We start from the raw sequence: 21,379 nt of genomic DNA, 5'->3' as shown, positions 1-21,379 counted from the left end.
GAATGACGCCGACCGTTCCGAAAATTCGGACCGGCCCGTCTACGATATCAAGGGGATGGGTGGTAGCGGAGGAGGGATTTGAACCCCCGACACAAGGATTATGATTCCTCTTTGGAACATTGAACTCTCATGAGAATTTTCCCAACCAAGTCGATTTCGCGTCTAAGAAGATCAATAGGTTAGCTCGGCTTTCCTAACCGGCACGATGCCTGGCCTCTCACCCAGCTCCCACGATCTCCCCAACTTTACGTCGCTATAGATCACGCAAGCAGAACGATCTGCGAGCGATGAGAAAGGTGACGATGATGGCAAGAAAGCCCTATGAAGATTCCCGGCTGGCGAAGTTCCTCGAGAAGCGCGTTCTCGAGCTCCGGCCCCGCAAGACTCAGGCCGAGATCGCCGAGCAGGCCGGCTTCGTGAACCCCAACATGATCGCGATGCTCAAGAGCGGTGCGACCAAGCTGCCCCTCGACCGCGTGCCGAGCCTCGCTGTCGCGCTCGAGTGCGATCCCCGGTTTCTCTTCAACCTCGCGCTTGAGCAGCTCGGTGGCGACACCACAAAGCGCGCGATCGAGGAGATCTTTGGCGTCGTTGCGACGAAGAACGAGGCCGCCTGGACCCATGAGATCCGCGATGCCTCTGGTCATACGGACCCAAGCTTGACCTCGCGGGGGCGGGCGGCGATCAGGGGGATCTTCGGAAAATGACCGAGGCCGGGACAAGAAGTGACGTTACGGCAAGGAGGGATCCCGGTCGCCTGACAGAGAACGAATTGGCTTGGTTGGACTTCCTGCGGCTAGTTACAGCAGGGCAAGATCCGGCGCCACGGCTCAGGGATGTGCAACTGATCCGGCGGCTGCTACGGCGGCGGCAAGGCAACGCCAGCTGGCGCGTCAGGTGCGGGTTCTGAACTCCTGGACCGCGTCCTTCGCCAATCCTGCGGGATCTCCATCCTTGAACGGCCGGAGCGCCGCAAGGAACACCTCGTGGATCGGTGTCGGAACCCCGTGCTTGCGCCCCAGACGCACCACGTCCCCGCTCAGGTAGTCGACCTCCAGCCGCTTGCCGGCGTTAAGGTCGTCGAGCATCGAGGCATGCATCGTGTCGGGCAGGGTTTCGAGGATTTCCCATTCCTTGCGGACCAGTTCTCCGGGCAGGTCCGGAACCGCCACCCGGCCAACCCGCTCGGTCTCTTCCATCGCGGCGGTAAAAAGCGCCCGGCTGTCCGGATTGGTCCGCAGCGGGCCGAGATCGAGCCGCGTCAGCGCGGTCATGCTCGCGAGAGTGGCCTGCGAGACGAACTTCCTCCAGAGGTCGTGCAGGATATTGCCAGGAAGCACGGCCGTCGCGCCTGCCGCCACGATCGCATCGCGGAACCCTTCGACGCGCGCCGTCACCTGTCCGTCCGCCTCGCCGAACACGAGCGTATCCCACATGGCCGAATGGTTGATGACGCCGGGCTCTGGCACATCCGCCGGGATACGCGCCACGCCCGGCACCACGCGCCCTGCGCCGATGATCGCGCCGAGACGCTCATGGGCGCTGACCCCGTTCTGGCAGGTCACCACCATCGTCTCAGGGCCAAGCATCGGTGCAATCGCGCGCGCACCGCTTTCCACGTCGTAGTTCTTGACCATGAACATGATCACGTCGACAGGCCCGACCGTTGCGGGATCATCGGTCGCCGGGATCGCAGGCACGTGCAGGTTCCCGCGCGGGCTCAGGATTTTCAAACCCCGTTCGCGGATCGCCGCGAGATGCGCCCCGCGCGCAATGAGCGTTACCTCCTGCCCTGCCGCCGCCAGACGCCCTCCGAAGTAGCCGCCGAGCGCACCTGCGCCCATCACTGCGATTTTCATGCGCCCTCCGACTTCCCCATTTCCACAAGCCTAGCATGCCCGGAGACGGGCGCCGAATTCTACATGCGCAAAAGCGACGACGCTTGGTCCCGCGTGGCAGGCGCCGTTCCCGCCCGCTGAGAAAGGCTGGGTGCCGCAAACGAGGGCAAGGCGAAGCAGACAGGAGCCGATCCGCCAGATCCAGAGCCGGAGGTCGTCGCCGCGAGGAATGGCTTCAGGTCCGCGTAGAGCCGGGCAGAGCGTCCCATGGTCGAGGAACCAAACTTCAACTTTCAGGGCCGCAGTACGTCAGCCTCGGGACTCGTGGATGACCTGGCGCCAACTTCTACAACCATATTTCGAGGGGACCTGACTGGGATGACGATCGGCAACCCAACTGCCAGCCTCGGAGACGGGTGCCCAGCCATCAGCCGACAACTCACCTGCCGCTTCTCCAAGTGCGCGCACGATTCCTGCGGCAGGCCAGTCCACGACCCCGTTGGGACCCATTCCATCAAACACCAGATCGCGGACCATACCCGACAGCAGGTCTGCAAGTGGTCAGGGGCACGCTGGAGGTTCTGAGGATGTGCCGCTTGGGGCGTGCTGGCGGCAGTCAGACAGGCCGGGCGTCACGGTGCAACCGCCGCAGGAACCCCGGTGATCCGGCCGCCTGAATCGTATCGGCTACATTCTTATGGGTAAGTGGCGGGGAACATGGTCCCCAAGGTCGGCTGTCCCCAACTCCGCTCCGGGTAGCGCAGCAGCAGTCGATCAAACTGGCTCTGTGCCTGCTGGCGGGCGGCCGCCATGTCCATTCCAGCCACCTGACCGTCACGCATCGACAGGCGGCCATCAACGAACACGGCCTTTGTCACCCGCCCCGACGCCCCAAAGATCAAACTTTGGACAGGATCGATGCGTGGCGCGAAATAGCTGTCCGCCATGTCAAAGATCGCCATGTCGGCCTTTGAGCCCGCTTGCAGGCGCCCCAGATCGGGGCGCTTCAGCGCATCGGCGCCGCCTATTGTGGCGGCATTGAACACCTCGGCCGAGGTCAGGCCGCGATCATTGCCCTCTGCGGCGCGGCCCATCATGAGGGCTACTGCCATGTTCAGCACCATATCGGCAGGGGCCGTATCCGTGCCCATGCCGATGGTGATGCCCATGTCGAGACAGCGCCGGACGGAACGCAGCATCTCGCCGTCGCGGGCATAGACCAGCGGGCAATGCGCTATGGTGACATTGTGCTGGGCGTAAAGTGCCAGATCCTCTGGCTCTGCCTCGACAGCATGCGGCGCGATCAGCCGATCATTCAACAGACCATGCCGCGCAAGCCATTGGGGGCCGGTCGTCCCATGCAGGGCCTGAACCGTTCGCCTTTCCATCTTGCCCTGCGCCATGTGCAGACGGACAGGCAAACCCATGTCCCTGGACGCCGCCATCGTGCGCTTCAGCAGTTCAAGGGTGCAGGTCTCGACCCGGTCGGGTGCCAGCATGGCCTGCACCAGTCCGCCATGACTGCCGCCTATACGGCTGGCGAAATCGATGGCATCTGCAAGGCCCCGCAGGCCGCGGGCTTCGTCAAATCGGGGTTCGAGAACGCCGGGCGCGGTGCAGACCATTCCCCCGGACCGGTAAGCGGGGCCAAGCCAGACCCGCAGCCCAAGATCGGCTGCGGCTTCGGCTGCGGCCTCGAACTCGGCGGTGGTTTCTCCCCATTCACGATAGAAAAGCGATGCAATCGGCAGGGCCGTGGTTATGCCATGGCGCAGGAGTTGGGCGAAGGCATAGCGTTTCTGAAAGGCCAGTTCGTCGGGCGTATACATCTCATAGGGGCCACGATCGACGTAGGATTGCGGCCAGACGCGGCCGGTGGCCCATCCCGGGCCGTTTTCCACCGTCAACAAGGTGGTATCAAGGTCGGACAGGGCATCCAGATCGACGAAACCGGGCGAAACCAGCACATCCCCCAGATCAAGGCGCCGGACCACCGGGCCGTCAAAGGGGCCGCCGACATGGATCACGCGATCGTCTTCGAAGACGATCTCTGCCTGCTCCAAGAGCTTGTGACGGCCATCAACATACCCGACGATCCAGCGCGCCGCCAGCGCGGTGCGCCCTTTCGGACGCTGGCCAATGGTCAGCAGGTCAAGGCCCATCACGCCGCACCGGGTAGCAGGTCTGCGGATTTGTCACGCGGATAGGCATAGGCGCCCAGTTTCGAGGTGCGATAGCCCGCACCTGCCAGAGCTTCGGCCAGACGGACGGCGGCGATGACATGGGCATCCGCCCCTCGCGCTTCGGCGGCCATGATCGCAGCCAGCATGCCCGGGACCGCCATCGCCTCGCGTCGGTAGCCTTCGATCGAGGCGGGGGTGCCATGGCCGGTGTCAGCGTCAAACTCGGTGCCGGGCGAGGCCGCAGCCTGCGCCACTTCGGCAATCATGCGGGTCATGGGGGCGGTTGAATTGGGGTTGATCACGTGAATGCGCATCAGACGGCACCTTCATTTGTGCGCGGAGTGATCTGCGCCAGTTCATAGGGAAGCAGGGCCTTGGGCTTTTTCAGTTCAAACTGTCGGTCCGAGGTGATGTAGTTGTCGGCATGCAGCCGCGCGATCGGTTGATAGGTTTCCGGGTTAACATAGCGCCGGCCTGCATCCATGCAGTGGTCTTCGACGTGCATCTCAAGGACCTCGCCCACGATCAGAACCCGTGAGGGGTATTCAAGAATCCGCTCCACCTGGCATTCAAAGGAACACGGGCTTTCGCCGATGCGGGCGACATCAATCCTTTTGCAGGGCACCGGGGTTAACCCGGCGAAGGCCAGCTCATCCACGTCGTTTGGAAAGTTCACGCTGCAGGTGATCATGGCATCGGCCAAGGCCATGTCGACCATATTGACCACGAATTCGCCCGTTCGCCGGATATTCGCGACGGTATCCTTCTCGTCGCCATTGCCACGGTTCTGAATGCCCAGAACCACCAGCGGAGGTTCTTGCGAGAAGACGTTGAAAAAGCTCATCGGAGCCGCGTTGTTGTGGCCCGCCAGTGATTTGGTGCCGACAAGGGCAATTGGGCGGGGACCGATAAAGTTGGTGAGCAGGCGATAGCGGTCTTGCGCCGAAAGGGCGGAGAAGTCGAAATCCATGAGTCTGGTCCTGTCACGCAACGCGTTTTCCGCGCCGCACCACTTGCCTGTCCAAGGGCCGTCGACAAAGGGCATCGCCCGCACAACTGGCTGCAATCATTACGAAATCGGCGCGGTTTCCGGCTGCGAGGCCGTAATCTTTCAGACCGATCGCCTTGGCCGCCGCGTGCGTCGCGCAGTTCAGGGCAAGGGCGAAGTCCTCGTCCCGGTTCCAGTCAAATCGGTAAGCGGTCAGAAAGGCGCGCTCCAGCATGTCGCCATTGCCGAAAGGTGACCAGCTGTCCCGAATGCCATCTGACCCGCAACAGACCGTCACGCCCATCCCGGTCAGTTCCTCGACCGGGGGAACGGCGACATCGGCAGGAGCCGAGGTCATGAGGGAAATACCGGCATCGGCAAGCCTGAGACCGATCCGCTCCAACCGGTCGGCGGGGATCATGCCGAGGCAGTAGGCATGCGAGATCATCACTTTCCCTGACAGGCCCGAGGCTATGGTGTAGTCAATGATCTGCTCGACCTGCCAAGCACCGAGATCGCCTTTGTCGTGCAGATGAATGTCGACTCCCGCTTCTTTTTTGACGGCAAGATCAAAGATGAACCGCAACTGACCATTCGGATCACCGTCGATGCCCGCGGGATCAAGCCCGCCAACGGTTTCCACCCCCATATCCATCGCGGCACGGATCAGGTCAGCGGTGCCCGGCCGGCAGAGCAGGCCCTGCTGCGGGAAGGCCACAAATTGCAGATCCACCCGATCAGACCAAGCGTCGCGCAGCCGCATCATCGCCTCGACATGGGTCAACCCCATGTCGGGTGCGATGTCGATGTGCGAGCGCACTGCCGTGGTGCCGCAGGCCAGCATCTGGCCCAGCAACCGCGCCGCGCGATCTTCGGGCGGGGTGGTGTTGGCCGACAGGACGCGCCGTTCGTTTTCAATGTAGTCGCGCAGCCTTGCGGTGCGCTTGCCCGGCTGCCACGCCTCGCCCCACAGGGTCTTATCCAGATGGACGTGCGGTTCGACGAAGGCTGGCAGAACCAACCGCCCCGACCCATCCACCGCATCAGCTGCGGTGACATCCGGGCCGACCGCGTCGATAAGTCCGCCGCTGCAACGGATTCCGACGGTTTGGCCGTCGATATCACGCAGATTGGTGTAAGTCGTCATCCTGCCGCTCCGCTGTTTTGGGGTGTGGCCCCCGAGGACGGGGGCCGCAGCATGGTCAGCCTTTCAGGCGGGTCCAGATCTTGTCGCGCAGATCACGCGCAGCCGGACCACAATCCAGTGTCGGAACCAGACGGGAGGCATACTCCTCTGGCATGTTGATGGCGTCCATGGCGCGCCACTTTGGATCAAGAAACTCATCCGACTTGATCGCATTGGCATAGGCAATCGCATTCGATACCGCCGCCGCATTCTCGGGAGCCATCATCCAGTTGATGAAGATCTTGGCGTTTTCCGGATGGGGCGCATTGGCCGGGACCGCGAAATTGTCGCGGAACATCGGCGTGCCTTCCTTGGGATAGACGAAGCGAATCGTGTCACGCTGAGCGGTCGCCCGCGCCGTCGCGCCGTTCCAGACATGATACATCGACACTTCGCCCGAAGCCATGCGGTCCACAGTGCTGTCGGACGAATACATCTTCAGCTTGGGCGCCTGTGCCTCAAGCAGATCAAGGATGCGCTTGGCATCATCGTTGCTTTCCGTGCATTGCGGTATGCCCAGATAAAGCGAGGCCGTGAGGATCACGTCGCTTGCGGTATCAAGCTCGGCAATCTTGCCCTCGAACTCGGGACGCGGCTCGAACAGTTCCTTCCAGCTGTGTTCGATCTCGGCCCCGCCGACCGCGGCGCTGTCATAGGCAAGACCGGTGACACCCCACAGGTAGGGGGCGCTGTATTCGTGGGTGGGGTCGAAATCGGGGTTCTTGAAGGCGTCTTTCATGTGGACGTAGTTCGGCATCGACGGGGTGTCGATCTTCAAGAGAAGGCCGTCCTTGATCATGCCCGGGATCACATAGTCCGATGGCACGATCACATCATAGGCCGCCCCGCCCGACTGCAGCTTGGCCAGCAAGGTGTCATTGCTGTCGAAGCCGTCAAGGATGACCTTGATGCCTGTTTCGGACTCGAATTTGGCAAGTAATTCAACCGGGTAGTAATCTGTCCAGTTGTAGAAGTAGAGCGTCTTTTCTTCCTCTTGTGCGAAGACGGGCAGTGCCGTCATTGCGGCAAGGGCGAAGGCGGTTGTGATCTTTCTCATTGGGTCATTCCTCTGTTGAGTGGTTTTTCGGGCATCAGCGTCGCAGGCGGCCAAGGAAGAAGGAAAGCGATACAAGCAGGACCGAGATCACCAGCATCACAGTGGAAATCGCATTGATCTCGGGCGTGATGCCCGCCTTGATCGAAGAGAAGATGTAAACCGGCAGCGTGGTGGTGCCGGGGCCGGATAGGAAGAACGAGGTCAGGAAATCGTCCAGGCTGGTCACGAAAGCCAGCGTGAAACCCGCCATGATGCCAGGCCACAAAAGTGGCAAGGTCACGCGCCGGAAACTGCGAAAGCGATTGGCATACAGATCCTGCGCGGCCTCGCCATAGCCTTGGTTCAAGCCTTCAATCCGCGCACGAATGGGCAGATAGGCGAAGGGGATGCAGAACGCGGTGTGCGCAAGGATCATGGCGCCAAGTCCCAGTTGCACGCCCAAAGCGACGAACAGCATCAGCGTTGCCACTGCGACCACGATTTCCGGCAGTATCAGAGGCATTTTCAGCACCGCCTCGACGCCGTCACGGCTAGGAAAGGCCCGAGCGGTTGCCAACGCTGCCAGAAGAGCAATGACCGTGGCGGCCGTGGCGGCGCAAAGCGCCAGCACCAGCGAGTTCTTCGCCGCAGACTGGATCGACGGGTTGGCAAGGATGCGGGCATACCAATCCAGGGACGCATGTGACCAGACGGTTGCGGTTCGGTTGGCGTTGAAGCTGTAGCCGACCAGAACCACGACGGGCACATAGAGATAGACCAGCACCAGCAACGAAATCTCGCGCGTCATGGGGAAGTGGCGGATGTTCATCTGACCCTCCGGTTGCGCCAGATGGCCATTGTCACCATCGCGATCAACATGAGGGACAGGAGCACCACCGCCAGCGTCGCTCCAAACGGCCAGTTGCGCGATGCGCCGAACTGCATCTGGATGATATTGCCCAGCATCAGGGTCTTGCCCCCGCCCAGCAGGGCGGGCGTCACAAAGGCCCCAAGGCACGGAATGAACACGAGCAGCGAACCCGCCGCGATTCCGGGCATGGCGATGGGGATCAGGACCCGACGGATGGCGCGTGATCGCGGGGCGCCCAGATCATGCGCGGCTTCCAGCAACCGCCAGTCGAACTTTTCGAACACGGCGTAAAGCGGCAGGATCATGAAGGGCAGGAAGGAATAGGTCAGGCCGATGACCACTGCCAGATCGTTGTAAAGCAACTGGATCGGCCCCACTGGCGATATGAAGTCGACCATCTGCGAGAACCAGCCATCTTCGCGCAGGATGATCAGCCAAGCGTAATTGCGCACCAGAAGGTTGGTCCAGAACGGGATGGTGATCAGCAACAGCATCAGGTCACGCTGCCCGCGCGACAGCCCGGCCATCCAAAGGGCGACGGGCAGGCCAAACAGCAGGCTCAGCCCGGTCGTTACGGCCGCCTGCAGGATCGATCGCAGCAAGATCACCAGGTAACTGGTGTTGAGGATCATCGTGCCGTCAAAATCCTCCTCCCAAACCAGTCGGATGTAGTTGGCCAAGGATGGGACAGAGGCCCAATCCACCCCACTGCTGCCGCCCTTCTGCAAAAGCGATATCCAGAAGAGCAGCGTCAGGGGCACACCGACCAGCACGGCGATAGTCACCAGCGCAGGGGTCAGCAAACCAAGGCGGCGCAAGGCGGGGCTGCCGGTCATTGCACCAGCACTCGCAGACTGTCGGCAGGAAGGCTGAGCCCGATCTGGCTGCCAAGGGAGGGCTGGGCGCCATCCAGATCGGATTGCCGCAGCAGGAAGGTGCTGCCATCGGCCAACGCCAGTTTGTGCACCAGGGCCGTTCCCAGATAGGCTGTGTGCACCACGCGTGCCTGCAAATGGCTTGCGTCCAGGGCCACGATACGCGCCCGTTCCGGACGGATCGCCAGAGTGACCCGTCCGTGAGCCTGATGCGGATGTGTGATTTGTGCCCCGCCGATCAGGCGGATCGTATTGCCCGGCAATGCCTCGGCTTCGATCAGGTTGATGTCACCGATGAAGTCGGCGACGAAGCGGTGGGTCGGCGTTTCGTAGATCTCACGCGGAGCACCCATTTGCAGGATCCGGCCGCCTTGCATCACCGCCACGCGATCTGACAATGTCAGCGCTTCTTCCTGATCATGGGTGACGAACAAGAAGGTGATGCCCGCTTCGGCCTGCAACAACTTGAGCTCGATCTGCATTTCCTTGCGCAACTTCAGATCCAGCGCCGACAGCGGCTCGTCCAGCAAGAGCACCTTGGGACGTGGGGCCAGCGCCCGCGCAAGAGCCACCCGTTGCTGCTGGCCCCCGGAAAGCTCGGCCGGGCGGCGGCGCGCATAGGATTGCATGCGAACCATTTCCAGCGATTCACCGACACGTGCGCGGATCTGGGCAGCAGGCATCTGCTGTTCGACCAGCGCGAACCCCACGTTCTGCTCCACCGTCAGATGCGGGAAAAGTGCGTAGTTCTGGAACACCGTATTGACCGGACGGCGAAACGGGGGGGCCTGTGTGACATCCTGCCCCTCGATCGCGATCCTTCCCTGGTCGGCGGTCTCAAAACCGGCAATCAGCCGCAAAAGCGTGGTTTTTCCGCAGCCAGACGGACCAAGCAGGGTGAAGAATTCGCGCTGGCCGATCTCGACAGAGACATCTTCCAGAACCCGGACGGCGGCGGACCCCCGGCCAAAGCTTTTGCTGACGGCTGTTATGGAGACAGCGGAAGAATCGGTCATCTCATCCTCGTTTTCCAGTGCTCGCAGCCTCGGTTGCATTTAATTCCATGTCAAGATTGCATGCGATCTTTTTTTGCTATGCATGCAATCTTCTTGGTTGTCTGCCTTTCGTGCACAAGGGAAGACCCGTTCCTGAAGGCTGTTCCGTCAGATCTTCAGACAAGACTGGGGGTCAGGCGAGGAAAGGCCGGACCTCTATCGAAAAGCATTGACCCCGACATTGCATGCGATGATCTATTCAATTGCCGACCGCTGAAGGAGCCAGAGATGCCCAAGGCCGACGATCCCAACCAGACCACGCCAAAACCCGGACAACGCAAGGCGGGCGCGGCGACGAAGACGCCAACCCGCACGGAAATGGTTCATGAGGCATTGCGCCAAGCGATCATTGAACAGCAGCTCAGCCCGGGTGCGCGTCTTCCCGAGGACATGATCGGCGACTCGTTCGGCACCAGCCGCACAATCGCCCGTGAGGCACTGTTGCGCCTGTCGGTCGAGGGGTTGGTTGACCTGAGGCCAAACCGCGGGGCGTTTGTCGCCAACCCAACCCTGGACGAGGGGCGCGACATCTTTGTGGTGCGGCGGGGACTGGAGCGGATGGTGGTGCTGCAACTGGCTGGACAGCTTAACGCGGATCAGATTGCCGAACTGCAGCGGATGCTGGATCATGAGGAAATGACCGGTGCGCGTGACGAGCGCGAAGCGATCCGCCTTGCAGGTGAGTTTCACCTTCGCCTTGCCGAAATGACCGGCAACAAGCTTCTGGTCCACTACCTGAGGGAAACGGTATCGCGCTGCTCATTGGTGCTGACGATCTATGGCCGACCACATTCGGTGGATTGCGGGATCGACGAGCATCGCCAGATCATCGAGGCGCTGATTGCAGGTCAGGGCGACCAGGCCGCTGACCTAATGGAACACCATATAGAACAGGTCGCAGGGCGAGCACTTCTTGAAACACGCAAGCCACGCAGCGTTCAGGAGGTTCTTTCCTCTTACGCGACACGGATTGCGCAAGACTGACGATGATGGAGGCCTGACCCTTCCGTATCCAGGCTCTGCTAGCTGGGAGTGGGCAAAACATGGGGGACGTTGTCACGGTAACTCGGTAGGGGTCGAGTGCCGGAGGGGACAGGATCATTAGACTGGTCCTGTTCACGACCTCCGGGGGACAGCAGTCACGCGGCTTGCGCTTGCCGGCTGCTCTGCTCCTGAAATCGCTTCGATCACCGGACACGCCCTGAAGGAAGTGAAAGGCATCCTTGACTCACACTACTTGAGCCGTGACTCAGGTCTCGCTGCTCAAGCGATACGAAAACGCGAAGCGCATGAAGCAGGAGCAATTTTCCCAACTGCACTCCCAACTGACGATGACCGTTCCGAAAACTCGGACCGGCCCATCAGCGATATCAAGGGGATGGGTGGTAGCGGAGGAGGGATTTGAACCCCCGACACAAGGATTATGATTCCTCTGCTCTAACCAGCTGAGCTACTCCGCCAGAGCGAGCGCGTAGGTATGCGAGCATGACCGGGCCGTCAAGCCGAAAATCGACTTTCGCTGCGACGATCTTTGCGGTCGTCTTTCCGTTCCCGGCAGGATAGCAAGATCGCGAGGGAGCCGATCATGCAGCCACAGATACCCCTGACCCGCGATATCGTCTTCGTCGGCGGCGGACATGCCCATGCGCTTGTCCTGCGGATGTGGGGCATGAAACCCCTTCCGGGCGCGCGTCTGACCTTGATCAGCCCCGATCCGACGGCCGCCTATTCGGGGATGCTGCCGGGCCATGTCGCGGGGCATTACCCGCGCGCGGCGCTGCAGATCGACCTTGTGAAACTTGCCCGCCACGCCGGCGCTCGGCTGATACTGGGCCGGGCAACCGGCATCGACCGTGCGGCGCGCCGCGTCCAGATCGACGCGCACCCCGCCGTGGCCTATGACGTTCTGTCGCTCGACATCGGAATCTCGTCGGAAATGCCCTCGCTGCCGGGGTTCGCGGAACACGCGGTCCCCGCCAAGCCGCTGGATGCCTTCGCCGATCGTTGGGAGGCCTTCGCAGACACGGCCGCCGCCGGCGCGAAGCTGGCGGTCATCGGTGGTGGCGTCGCCGGCGTCGAGCTTGCCCTTGCCGCCGCTCAGCGGCTGGGTCCGCAGGCGCAGATCACGCTGATCGAGGCCGGCACAGCATTGTCCGCCGTCGGACAGGGCGCGCGGCGCGCGCTTTTGCGGCATCTGCGGCGGGCGGGAATCGCCCTTCTGGAAGGGGTCGCCGTGGCCGCGGTCGAACAGCACGGCGTGCGGCTGGACGACGGGCACATGGTACCGTCGGACTTCACGCTTGGCGCCGCGGCGACACGGGCGCAGGGATGGCTGGGCGACACCGGGCTTTCGCTGCACGATGGCTTCGTCAGGGTCGACGAATACCTGCGCTCGCTCACCGATCCGGCCGTCTTCGCCAGCGGCGACATCGCGCACCTGACGCATGCGCCGCGCCCCAAGGCGGGCGTCTTCGCCGTGCGGGAGGCCCCGGTTCTGCTGCACAACCTGACCGTCGCGGCAACGGGCAGCGGCGCTTTCAGGCCATACCGTCCGCAGCGCGACTACCTGAAGCTGGTGTCGGCTGGGGCGGGCCACGCCGTCGCGGACAAATGGGGTTTGCCGCTGGATGGCGCCTGGCTCTGGCGCTGGAAGGATCGGATCGACCGCAAGTTCATGGCCAGGTTCGACCCGCTTCCGGCGATGCCACGTCCGGCCCTGCCGGACCCGGTCGCCGCCGGCGTGGCCGAGGAACTGGGCCGCGGAAAGCCGCTGTGTGGCGGCTGCGGGGCCAAGGTGGGGCGCGCGGATCTTTCTGCCGCGCTGGCCGAGCTGCCGCCGCCCCGGCGGTCGGACGTGATCTGGGGCGCGGGCGACGACTCGGCGATCCTGAAACATGGAACCGGCGCGCAGGTTCTGACAACCGACCATGTGCGCGCCTTCACAGAGGACCCGTGGCTTCTGGCGAGGATCACGGCGGTACACGCGCTTGGCGACGTCTGGTCCATGGGCGCCCGTCCTCAGGCCGCTCTGATCCAGGTCATCCTGCCGCGCATGTCGCCCCGGCTGCAGACGGAGACCCTGCGGGAAATCATGGCCGCCGCGGCGGAGGTCTTCGGCGCCGAGGGGGCGGACGTCGTCGGTGGCCACACCAGCCTGGGGGCCGAGCTGACAGTCGGCTACACCGTGACCGGTCTTTGCGACGAAGCCCCCATCACGCAGGCGGGCGCGCGTGCTGGTGACGCGCTGATTTTGACCAAACCCATCGGGACCGGTGTTATCCTTGCGGCTGAAATGGCGAAGGCCGCGCCGGGCGGGGTCGTCGCAGCGGCGCTGGCGTCGATGGCGCGCCCCCAGGGATTGGCGGCGCGTGCGCTTGCTCCCCATGCCCATGCCATGACCGACGTTACGGGCTTCGGCCTGGCCGGACACCTGATGGGACTGCTCGAGGCTTCGGGCGTCGCCGCGACGCTTGATCTTGCCGCTGTTCCCGTCCTTGCGGGGGCCGAGGCGCTGTCAGCCGCCGGGCACGGCTCGACGCTGCTGCCCGCGAACCGGCAGGTCATGGCGAGGATGTTCCTGACCGAAGGCGCACGCGCCGATCTGCTGTTCGACCCGCAGACGGCGGGCGGGCTGCTGGCCTCGGTGCCTGCGGACCGGGTGGCGGACGTTCTGGCCCGGCTCGCAGACAGCGGCGAGCGTGCGGCCGTGATCGGAACTGTCACCGACGGCGTCCCGTTCCTGACGGTCGAAGGCTAAACCCGGCCCGACACGCGTTCTATCGCCGCCACCACCCTTGCGGCCAGCGCGTCCAGCGCCTCGGGCATCAGGCTGTCCGTCGCGATCACCGCTCCGGGCGCGTCGTCGAAGCGGGCGCGGTGCTTTTCATAGCGCGGGTCGTAGTGGCGCCGCATCAGATCCTCGGCCAGCGCGACATGGTCGCCGGCGGCGGCAAGCGCATGCCAGGTCTCGATCACGTCGGCCGGATGCAGATGGCGCAAGAGCGCAATCGTCGCGTCCAGGCGGTCGCGATCCTCGGTCAGGTCCGCGTAGGCGCGCGCCAGGTAGGCCGCCCGCGCCGCGACCGGGGCCGCGATACGGATGCGGGGCGCTTCGCCCATCGCCGCCCAGAGTTTCTTCGGTAGGGCAAGGTTCCCGACCTTTGAACTCTCGGCCTCGACAACGACGGGCCGCGAGGGGTCAAGCGCGGCAAGCGCCATCGCCAGGCGTCCTTCGAACGCCTTCTGCGAGGGCTGGCCGCCCGCGCGGTGCCCGAAAAGCGAGCCGCGATGGTTTGCCAGGCCTTCCAGGTCGATCACCTGGACGTCCCGCCCCGCGAGCAGCCCGAGGATCTCGGTCTTGGCGGATCCGGTGTTGCCGTCCAGGATCACGACGGGGGATCGAACCTCCCGGTCGTGCAGTTCTTCGACCACAAGCCGTCGCCAGGACTTGTAGCCGCCCTGGACCAGTTCGACCCGCCATCCGACCTGGGACAGAATCGTGGCGAAGGATCCCGACCTTTGCCCCCCGCGCCAGCAGTAGACCAGCGGGCGCCAGCCCCCGCCCATGCCGGCCAGAGCGCCTTCAAGATGGGTGGCGGCGTTGCGCGCCACCAGCGCGGCCCCGATCTTGCGCGCAAGGAAAGGCGACTGCTGCTTGTAGATCGTGCCGACGCGCGCCCGTTCTGCATCATCGAGCACCGGCAGGTTGATCGCGCCGGGCAGGTGATCCTCGGCGAATTCCGAGGGCGAGCGGACATCGATCACGGAGTCGAAACCGAGCCGGTCAAGATCAAGAAGGGACGAGAGCGTCAGGGGCATGGCGCCCTCTTACCCCGGCAGCCTGGCTGACGGAAGGGCCGCCAGGCGTTTGACAAACCGGCAGGCGCATAGCCATCTAGGCGCGAAAGGAGCCCCCGACCATGCCCTCAGCAAAATTCGTCGTCGAAGGAATGTCCTGCGCGTCCTGTGTCGGGCGGGTGGAACGGGCGCTCAAGGCGGTGCCGGGTGTTTCGGATGCCCAGGCGAACCTGATGGCGGGAACGGCGCTGGTCGACTACGACGCCCCCGCAGATCCGCAGGGCCTGGCGCTGACCTTGAGCCGGTCCGGCTATCCCCCGGTCGAGTCCGAATTGCACCTGGACGTCGAGGGCATGACCTGCGCGTCCTGCGTCGGCCGCGTGGAACGGGCGCTCAGCGCTGCGCCCGGCGTCGTTTCGGCCGACGTCAATCTTACGACCCGTTCCGCCCATGTCCGCTATCTGTCAGGTCTGACGGATGCGGACAGCCTTGCAGCGCGCGTCACCCGCGCGGGATATGAGGCCAGCCCGCACAGGGACAGCGCTCAGCGCGCGACTGACCGACAGGCCGAGGAAGCCGCCGCACTGGCCCGCCGGGTCATGGTTTCGGGCGCGCTGGCCCTTCCGGTCGTTGTGCTGGCGATGGGCGGTCACATGGTTCCGGCGTTCCATCACTGGATCGCCGGAACGATCGGGATCCAGACCTCCTGGCTCGTTCAGTTCGCTCTGACCACGCTCGTGTTGTTCGGCCCCGGCCGGATGTTCATCGCCCAGGGCCTGCCCGCGCTTTTCCGGGGCGCGCCCGAGATGAACGCGCTTGTCGCGCTTGGAAGCCTTGCCGCCTATGCCTATTCCTCGGTCGCGACCTTTGCCCCATCGCTTTTGCCGGCCAACGCGCGCGACGTCTATTTCGAAGCCGCGGCGACAATCGTGACGCTGATCCTTGTGGGCCGGTTCCTCGAAGCCCGCGCCAAGGGCAGGGCAGGCGAGGCGATCCGCCGACTGATCGGCCTGCGTCCAGCCACGGCGCAGGTCGAACGAGACGGGACGGTGATCGAAACGGCGGTCGAGACTCTGAAGTCCGGCGACATCATCCGGCTTGCGCCGGGAGAACGGGTAGCCGTCGACGGCGTCGTGACCGAGGGTGAGGGCTGGATCGACGAAAGCATGCTGACGGGGGAACCCGACCCGGTCCGGAAATCCGAAGGCGCGGTCGTGACGGGTGGCACCATGAACGGCGCCTCGGCGTTGTCCTACCGCGTCACCGCGACCGGTTCCGACACCGTGCTTGCCCGCATCATCCGTCTGGTCGAGCAGGCGCAGGGCGCCAAGTTGCCCGTGCAGGCGCTTGTCGACCGCATAACGCTGTGGTTCGTGCCCGCGGTGATGACGCTGGCGGTGCTGACCTTCGCGCTTTGGCTGGCGTTTGGACCGGACCCCAGGCTGACCCACGCGCTTGTCGCGGGGATTTCGGTGCTGATCATCGCCTGCCCCTGCGCGATGGGGCTCGCGACGCCGGTATCGATTCTGGTGGGCACGGGGCGCGGCGCGGAAAAGGGCGTGCTGTTCCGTCGCGGCGACGCCCTGCAACGCCTGTCCGAGGTGGGGCTGATCGCCTTCGACAAGACCGGAACCCTGACCGAGGGGCGCCCTGTCCTGACCGACATCGAAACCATGCCCGGCCATTCCGAGACCGAGGTGCTGCGCCTTGCCGCCGGCGCCGAGTCACGGTCGGAACATCCGCTGGCCCGCACCATCGTCGAGGCCGCGACTGAGCGGGGCCTTGCCGCGCCCCCGGCCTCGGGCGTCACGGCGCGCCCTGGCCGCGGCCTTGCCGCGACCGTCGACGGGCGCGAGGTCCTGATCGGCAACCGCCGCGCGCTGGCCGAGGCGGGGGTAGATGCCGATGCCACGGCCGATCGCATCCTTGACCTTGCCGCCCAGGGCAAAACCCCGATCCTGATCGCCGTGGACGGACGGATCGCGGCGGTCTTGGCGGTGGCGGATCCGATCAAGCCCGCAGCGGCCGATGCGATCGCCGCATTGCACGCGGCCGGGCTCAGGACCGCGATGATATCCGGCGACACACGCGCGACCGCCGAGGCCGTCGCGCGGCGCCTTGGCATCGACACAGTGCGGGCCGAGGTGCTGCCGGATGGGAAGGTCGCAGCGCTGAGGGAGATTGCCCAGACGGCTACGGTCGCCTTCGTGGGCGATGGCATCAACGATGCCCCCGCGCTTGCTGCTGCCGACGTCGGGATCGCGATGGGCACCGGCACCGATGTAGCGATCGAAAGCGCCGAAGTCGTTCTGATGGGCGGCGATCCCGCCGCCGTCGCGGCCGCTGTCGCGCTGTCGCGGGCGACGATGCGGAACATTCGCCAGAACCTGTTCTGGGCCTTCGGCTACAATGTGCTTCTGATCCCGGTCGCGGCCGGCGCGCTTTTCATTTTTGGCGGTCCGCTGCTGTCGCCGATGCTGGCCGCGGCGGCGATGGCGCTGTCATCGGTCTTCGTGGTGACCAACGCGCTCCGCCTGCGCCGCGCCTGAGACCCGTGCGCCTATTCGGCGCCGCGCAGTATGCGCGCCGGGCGCGCGCCCAGGACCGGCAGGGCGAACAGCAGGCCCGCGACCAGCGTCGCCGTAATGCCGCCCGAGACGATGGCCAGGGCCGTGGTGGGCTCGAACCGGTACGGCGCGTCCATGACGAAGTGCATGACAGCGAAGCCGGCCACTCCGCCGAAGGCGATGGCCACCAGCCCCGCCGCAGCCCCCATCAGCGCCGAGCGCAGCGCGAAGCTTGCCAGGATCCTGCCCCGCGTCGCCCCCAGGACCTTGAGCACTGCGGCCTCGTAGACGCGCGCTCTTTGGCCCGATGCCGCCGCCCCGATCAGAACCACCACACCCGTCAGCAGCGTCACGCCCGCGGCGATGGCGGTCGCCCGCGCGATCGCGCCAAGAATCTCGGACACGCGATCCACGACCTCCCGCACGGGGATGGCGGTGATGTTGGGATAGGCCCCCGCGACCTCGCGCAGGATGCGCGAGTCAGACGCGGGATCGGCGTAGACGGTCGCGATGTGGGTATGCGGCGCTCCGCCCAGGGCGGCGGGGTTCATCAGCATCACGAAGCCGATCCCCGCAGTGGAAAAGTCGACCTCCCGGAAAGATGTGATCTCGGCCTCGATGTCGCGCCCCAGCACGTTGACCGTCACCTTGTCCCCCAGGTCAAGCCCAAGCTCGGCGGCCTCTTCTGCCGCGAAGCTCATCTGAGGCGGGCCCGCGTAATCCTCGGGCCACCAGCTTCCGGCGACGATCTTTGTCCCTTCGGGCGGAAGCGCTGCATAGGTCAGCCCGCGGTCCCCGCGAAGCACCCAGTGATCACCCGACACCTCGCGGGCGTCGCGGCCGTTGATGCGTGTCACGACCGCGCGAAGCATGGGCGCCGTATCGACCTTGCTCACGCCCTCCTCGGCGGCCAGGCTGTCGCGGAACCCGTCGAGCTGGTCATTCTGGATGTCGACGAAGAAGAAGGACGGCGCGACTTCGGGCAGGTCGCGGTCGATCGCCGCCCGCAGGTTGGCGTCGATCTGCCCGACGGCGGCAAGCACGGACAAGCCAAGACCCAGCGCAAGGACGACGGCGCTGGCCTCTTCCCGGGGGCCGGCGACGGCGGCAAGCGCCAGGCGCAGCCCCGGCCGCCCCTCGACCCGGTGCGACAGCCTGCGCGCGATCTGCCTCAGGACCCAGGCGGCGCCGGCCAGCAGCGCCAGCGCCCCCGCGATGCCGCCAAGCGTCGCCAAGGCAAGTGTCGGCATCGCGGCCAGGACCAGAACGACGGCTACGAAAAGCGTCAGGATCGCCGTCAGCGCAGCGCCAAATCGGCGGCCGGGCCAGCGCCGCCGCCCAGCGCCCAGATCGCGAAACAGTGCGGCGGCCCGAACATCGCGCACGCGCGCAAGCGGCCAAAGCGTAAAAAGCGCGGCAGTCAGCACACCATAGAGCGCTGCCTCTGCCGCGGGGCGGAAGGATGGAGCCACCTGCACCGGGATGGGCAGAAGATCCGCCACGACCGGCGCCGCCGCCACCGGCAGGGCGATCCCCAGAAGCAACCCCAGCAGGATCCCCAGGGCGGTCATCCCGCCGATCTGGAGGGCATAGGCCAGAAAGATCGTGCTTGTGTCCGCGCCCACTGCTTTCAGCGCGGCGATGGTGCCGGTCTTGCCCTCTAGGTAGGCGCGCACCGCCGAGGCGATGCCGATGCCCCCCACCGCAAGGCCCGCAAGCCCGACAAGGACCAGGAAAGACCCCATCCGATCCACGAAGCGCTCTGCCCCCGGCGCGCCGCGGCGGGCATCGCGCCAGCGCATCCCGGTGTCCATGAACGCCGCCTCGGCCTCGCGCTGAAGCTGGGCAAGATCGGTCCCGGCCGGCAGGCGCAGCCGGTAGCGCGTGTCGAACACGCTGCCCGGCTCCAGCAGGCCCGAACCTTGAAGATCGCGCGTCAGGACGATCGTCCTTGGACCCAGCAGCATGCCACCCATCGCCCCGTCCGGTTCACGGACCAGCCGAGCGCCAAGCCGGAACTCTGCAAGGCCAAGGCGGAACCGGTCGCCCACGTCAAGCCCAAGCCTGTCGGCAAGCACGCCGTCCATCACCGCGCCCGGCGCGCCGTCGCGCGGTTCAAACGCCGAGTCGAGGGGCAAGGACGGTTCCAGCGCAAGCGCCCCTACCAACGGATAGGCGTCATCCACAGCCTTGACCTGGGTCAGCGCGCGTTCCGCCGCCTGCCCTTCGCCGACCACCGCCATCGAACGGAAATCGACGATCTCGGACACGGCGTCCGCCCGGTCGCGCATGAATGCGCGCTCTTCCTCGCTGGCGAAGCGATAGGTGAACGACATCTGGGCGTCGCCCCCCAGAAGCGCCGCCCCTTCGCGCGAAAGCGCCTCAGAGATGGCGCTGCGGACGGTGCCCACGGCCGCAATGGCGGCGACCCCGAGGATCAGGCAGGCCAAGAATACGGCGAACCCGCGCAGCCCCCCGCGCAGATCGCGCCGCGCGATGCGCCAAGCGACGGCGGGGTTCACGCCGAAGCCTCGGTCGGGGTTCCGGTCAGGGTCCCGGTCTGCATCTCGGTCTGCATCTCGGTCGGGGCCTCGGTCACGATCGCGCCATCGGCCAACCGGACGATGCGGTCGCAGCGCTCGGCCAGTTCCGGCGCATGGGTAACCAGCACCAGCGTCGCCCCATGGCGGTCCCTGAGGCCGAACAGCAATTCCATGATCGCCCCCCCGGTGCGGCTGTCGAGATTGCCGGTCGGCTCGTCGGCCAGAAAGATCGCCGGCCTGGGGGCGGCGGCGCGCGCGAGCGCCACACGCTGCTGCTCTCCGCCCGACAACTCGGCCGGGTAATGGCCAAGGCGACCGCCCAGCCCCATGGCCTCAAGTTCCTGCCGCGCGCGGTCCATCGCGTCCGCCGCCCCGGCCAGTTCCAGCGGGATCGCCACGTTTTCAAGCGCGGTCATCGTCGGAATCAGGTGGAAGCTCTGGAACACGATGCCCATATTGGCGCGGCGAAACCGGGCAAGCGCGTCTTCGCCCATCGCCGTCAAGTCCTGGCCCAACGCCTCGACCCGGCCGGAGGTGGCACGCTCTAGCCCGCCCATAAGCATGAGGAGCGAGGACTTGCCCGACCCAGACGGCCCGATCAGCCCCAGACTTTCGCCCCGAGCGACCGACAGGGTGATGCCCTTCAGGATCTCGACCGGTCCGGCGTTGCCCGCAAGTGTCAGCCGTGCCGCCTCAAGGCTCATAACCTTGTCCATGTCCGCCCGTTTCCGCCTGTTCCGCTTCGTCTATCGATATGGGCACAGGACCGCCCGGTGCAACCTGGCGGCGACACTGGGCCTGATCTTTCTTTCAGCGGTTCCCACCTCGGCCGAACCCGTGACCGTCGTTGCCCTGGGCGACAGCCTGACCGCGGGCTATGGCCTTGCGCCCGAAGAAGGCTTCGTCGCCCAGCTTCAGGACTGGCTTGACGCCAGAGGTGCGGATGCGAGCGTCATCAATGCGGGCGTCTCTGGCGACACGACGGCGGGCGGGCTTGCCCGAACCGACTGGGCGCTTGTCCCCGAAACCGATGCCGTGATCGTGACGCTGGGTGGCAACGACCTGCTGCGCGGCCTGCCACCCGGGGAATCGCGCGCCAACCTTGATGCCATCCTTAAGAAGACCGACGCGCGCGGATTGCCGGTCTTGCTGGTGCCCATGATCGCGCCCGGGAACTACGGACCCGACTACAAGGCGGAGTTCGACGCGATCTATCCCGATCTGGCCAACGCGCATGGCGCGCGGCTCGCACCGCCCTTCCTGGCACCCATCATGGAAGAGGAAGACCGCGACACGGCGCTTCGCGAATACATGCAACCCGATGGCCTGCACCCAAGCCGCGCGGGCGTGGCGCTGATCGTCGATGCTCTGGGCCCCGAGGTCCTGGCGCTTATCGAAAAGGCGCGATAGCCGCCCCCCGCTGCATGGGGGGGCGGCCAC

18 protein-coding genes and 2 tRNA genes are annotated in these 21,379 nt (G+C 65.2%); 5 read left to right on the top strand and 15 right to left on the bottom strand.

Going from position 1 to position 21,379, the window contains the following annotated elements:
• Positions 1–60 precede the first annotated feature (60 nt).
• Positions 61–161, bottom strand: a tRNA-Leu gene (locus OEW28_RS03495).
• 141 nt (positions 162–302) lie between these two features.
• On the opposite strand from OEW28_RS03495, the gene OEW28_RS03490 reads away from it, so the two are divergent.
• Complete coding sequence (locus OEW28_RS03490; RefSeq protein ID WP_318527513.1) at positions 303–707, top strand: XRE family transcriptional regulator; 405 nt, start codon at positions 303–305, stop codon at positions 705–707.
• 186 nt (positions 708–893) lie between these two features.
• Here OEW28_RS03490 and OEW28_RS03485 read toward each other — a convergent pair whose 3' ends face one another.
• The 10 genes from OEW28_RS03485 to OEW28_RS03440 form a co-directional block, all read right to left on the bottom strand.
• Positions 894–1,859 carry a ketopantoate reductase family protein gene (locus OEW28_RS03485; protein WP_263733324.1) on the bottom strand — a complete coding sequence of 322 codons (966 nt, stop codon included), beginning with the start codon at positions 1,857–1,859 and terminating at the stop codon, positions 894–896.
• Between the two features lie 288 nt (positions 1,860–2,147).
• The gene (locus OEW28_RS03480) at positions 2,148–2,348 is read right to left on the bottom strand and encodes an OST-HTH/LOTUS domain-containing protein (protein ID WP_263734364.1); all 201 of its coding nucleotides are present in this window, start codon (positions 2,346–2,348) and stop codon (positions 2,148–2,150) included.
• Between the two features lie 185 nt (positions 2,349–2,533).
• Positions 2,534–4,000: a chlorohydrolase family protein gene (locus OEW28_RS03475; protein WP_263733323.1), complete on the bottom strand. Its 1,467-nt coding sequence runs from the start codon at positions 3,998–4,000 to the stop codon at positions 2,534–2,536.
• Positions 4,000–4,335, bottom strand: a complete 336-nt coding sequence (locus OEW28_RS03470; protein WP_263733322.1) for an aspartate/glutamate racemase family protein — start codon at positions 4,333–4,335, stop codon at positions 4,000–4,002. Before OEW28_RS03470 ends, OEW28_RS03475 begins: the two co-directional genes overlap by 1 nt.
• Positions 4,335–4,991: a flavin reductase family protein gene (locus OEW28_RS03465; RefSeq protein WP_263733320.1), complete on the bottom strand. Its 657-nt coding sequence runs from the start codon at positions 4,989–4,991 to the stop codon at positions 4,335–4,337. Before OEW28_RS03465 ends, OEW28_RS03470 begins: the two co-directional genes overlap by 1 nt.
• 13 nt (positions 4,992–5,004) lie before the next feature.
• Positions 5,005–6,156 carry an amidohydrolase family protein gene (locus tag OEW28_RS03460; protein ID WP_263733319.1) on the bottom strand — a complete coding sequence of 384 codons (1,152 nt, stop codon included), beginning with the start codon at positions 6,154–6,156 and terminating at the stop codon, positions 5,005–5,007.
• 55 nt (positions 6,157–6,211) lie between these two features.
• Positions 6,212–7,252, bottom strand: a complete 1,041-nt coding sequence (locus OEW28_RS03455) for an extracellular solute-binding protein (protein ID WP_263733318.1) — start codon at positions 7,250–7,252, stop codon at positions 6,212–6,214.
• 34 nt (positions 7,253–7,286) lie between these two features.
• Positions 7,287–8,060, bottom strand: coding sequence for an ABC transporter permease (locus OEW28_RS03450; protein WP_263733317.1), 774 nt, complete (start codon positions 8,058–8,060; stop codon positions 7,287–7,289).
• The gene (locus OEW28_RS03445) at positions 8,057–8,938 is read right to left on the bottom strand and encodes an ABC transporter permease (protein WP_263733316.1); all 882 of its coding nucleotides are present in this window, start codon (positions 8,936–8,938) and stop codon (positions 8,057–8,059) included. The genes OEW28_RS03450 and OEW28_RS03445 overlap by 4 nt, the downstream gene beginning before the upstream one ends.
• Complete coding sequence (locus tag OEW28_RS03440) at positions 8,935–9,993, bottom strand: ABC transporter ATP-binding protein (protein WP_263734363.1); 1,059 nt, start codon at positions 9,991–9,993, stop codon at positions 8,935–8,937. Before OEW28_RS03440 ends, OEW28_RS03445 begins: the two co-directional genes overlap by 4 nt.
• Before the next feature lie 267 nt (positions 9,994–10,260).
• On the opposite strand from OEW28_RS03440, the gene OEW28_RS03435 reads away from it, so the two are divergent.
• Complete coding sequence (locus tag OEW28_RS03435) at positions 10,261–11,016, top strand: GntR family transcriptional regulator (protein ID WP_263733315.1); 756 nt, start codon at positions 10,261–10,263, stop codon at positions 11,014–11,016.
• A 399-nt stretch (positions 11,017–11,415) separates the two neighbouring features.
• On the opposite strand, the gene OEW28_RS03425 is transcribed toward OEW28_RS03435, so the two are convergent.
• Positions 11,416–11,492, bottom strand: a tRNA-Met gene (locus OEW28_RS03425).
• Between the two features lie 125 nt (positions 11,493–11,617).
• Between OEW28_RS03425 and selD the strand changes: the two genes are divergently transcribed.
• Positions 11,618–13,789, top strand: coding sequence for a selenide, water dikinase SelD (gene selD / locus OEW28_RS03420; RefSeq protein ID WP_263733314.1), 2,172 nt, complete (start codon positions 11,618–11,620; stop codon positions 13,787–13,789).
• Here selD and mnmH read toward each other — a convergent pair.
• Positions 13,786–14,850: a tRNA 2-selenouridine(34) synthase MnmH gene (gene mnmH / locus OEW28_RS03415; RefSeq protein ID WP_263733313.1), complete on the bottom strand. Its 1,065-nt coding sequence runs from the start codon at positions 14,848–14,850 to the stop codon at positions 13,786–13,788. The genes selD and mnmH overlap by 4 nt on opposite strands.
• 101 nt (positions 14,851–14,951) lie before the next feature.
• Here mnmH and OEW28_RS03410 point away from each other — a divergent pair, with 101 nt between their 5' ends.
• Positions 14,952–17,378, top strand: coding sequence for a heavy metal translocating P-type ATPase (locus tag OEW28_RS03410; protein WP_263733312.1), 2,427 nt, complete (start codon positions 14,952–14,954; stop codon positions 17,376–17,378).
• Between the two features lie 11 nt (positions 17,379–17,389).
• Here the strand turns inward: OEW28_RS03410 and OEW28_RS03405 are convergent, their stop codons facing one another.
• A complete protein-coding gene (locus OEW28_RS03405; protein WP_263733311.1) occupies positions 17,390–19,918 on the bottom strand; it encodes an ABC transporter permease in 2,529 nt (842 codons plus the stop codon).
• Positions 19,915–20,655, bottom strand: a complete 741-nt coding sequence (locus OEW28_RS03400) for an ABC transporter ATP-binding protein (RefSeq protein ID WP_263733310.1) — start codon at positions 20,653–20,655, stop codon at positions 19,915–19,917. The genes OEW28_RS03405 and OEW28_RS03400 overlap by 4 nt, the downstream gene beginning before the upstream one ends.
• On the opposite strand from OEW28_RS03400, the gene OEW28_RS03395 reads away from it, so the two are divergent.
• Positions 20,654–21,349, top strand: coding sequence for an arylesterase (locus OEW28_RS03395; RefSeq protein WP_263733309.1), 696 nt, complete (start codon positions 20,654–20,656; stop codon positions 21,347–21,349). The genes OEW28_RS03400 and OEW28_RS03395 overlap by 2 nt on opposite strands.
• Positions 21,350–21,379: the final 30 nt, after the last annotated feature.

The sequence above is a fragment of the Albidovulum marisflavi genome (genome assembly GCF_025751435.1).
Classification (GTDB): Bacteria; Pseudomonadota; Alphaproteobacteria; order Rhodobacterales; family Rhodobacteraceae; genus Albidovulum; species Albidovulum marisflavi.
Note: the sequence above shows the minus strand (reverse complement) of the source record. Positions and strands in the feature narration are given on the sequence as shown.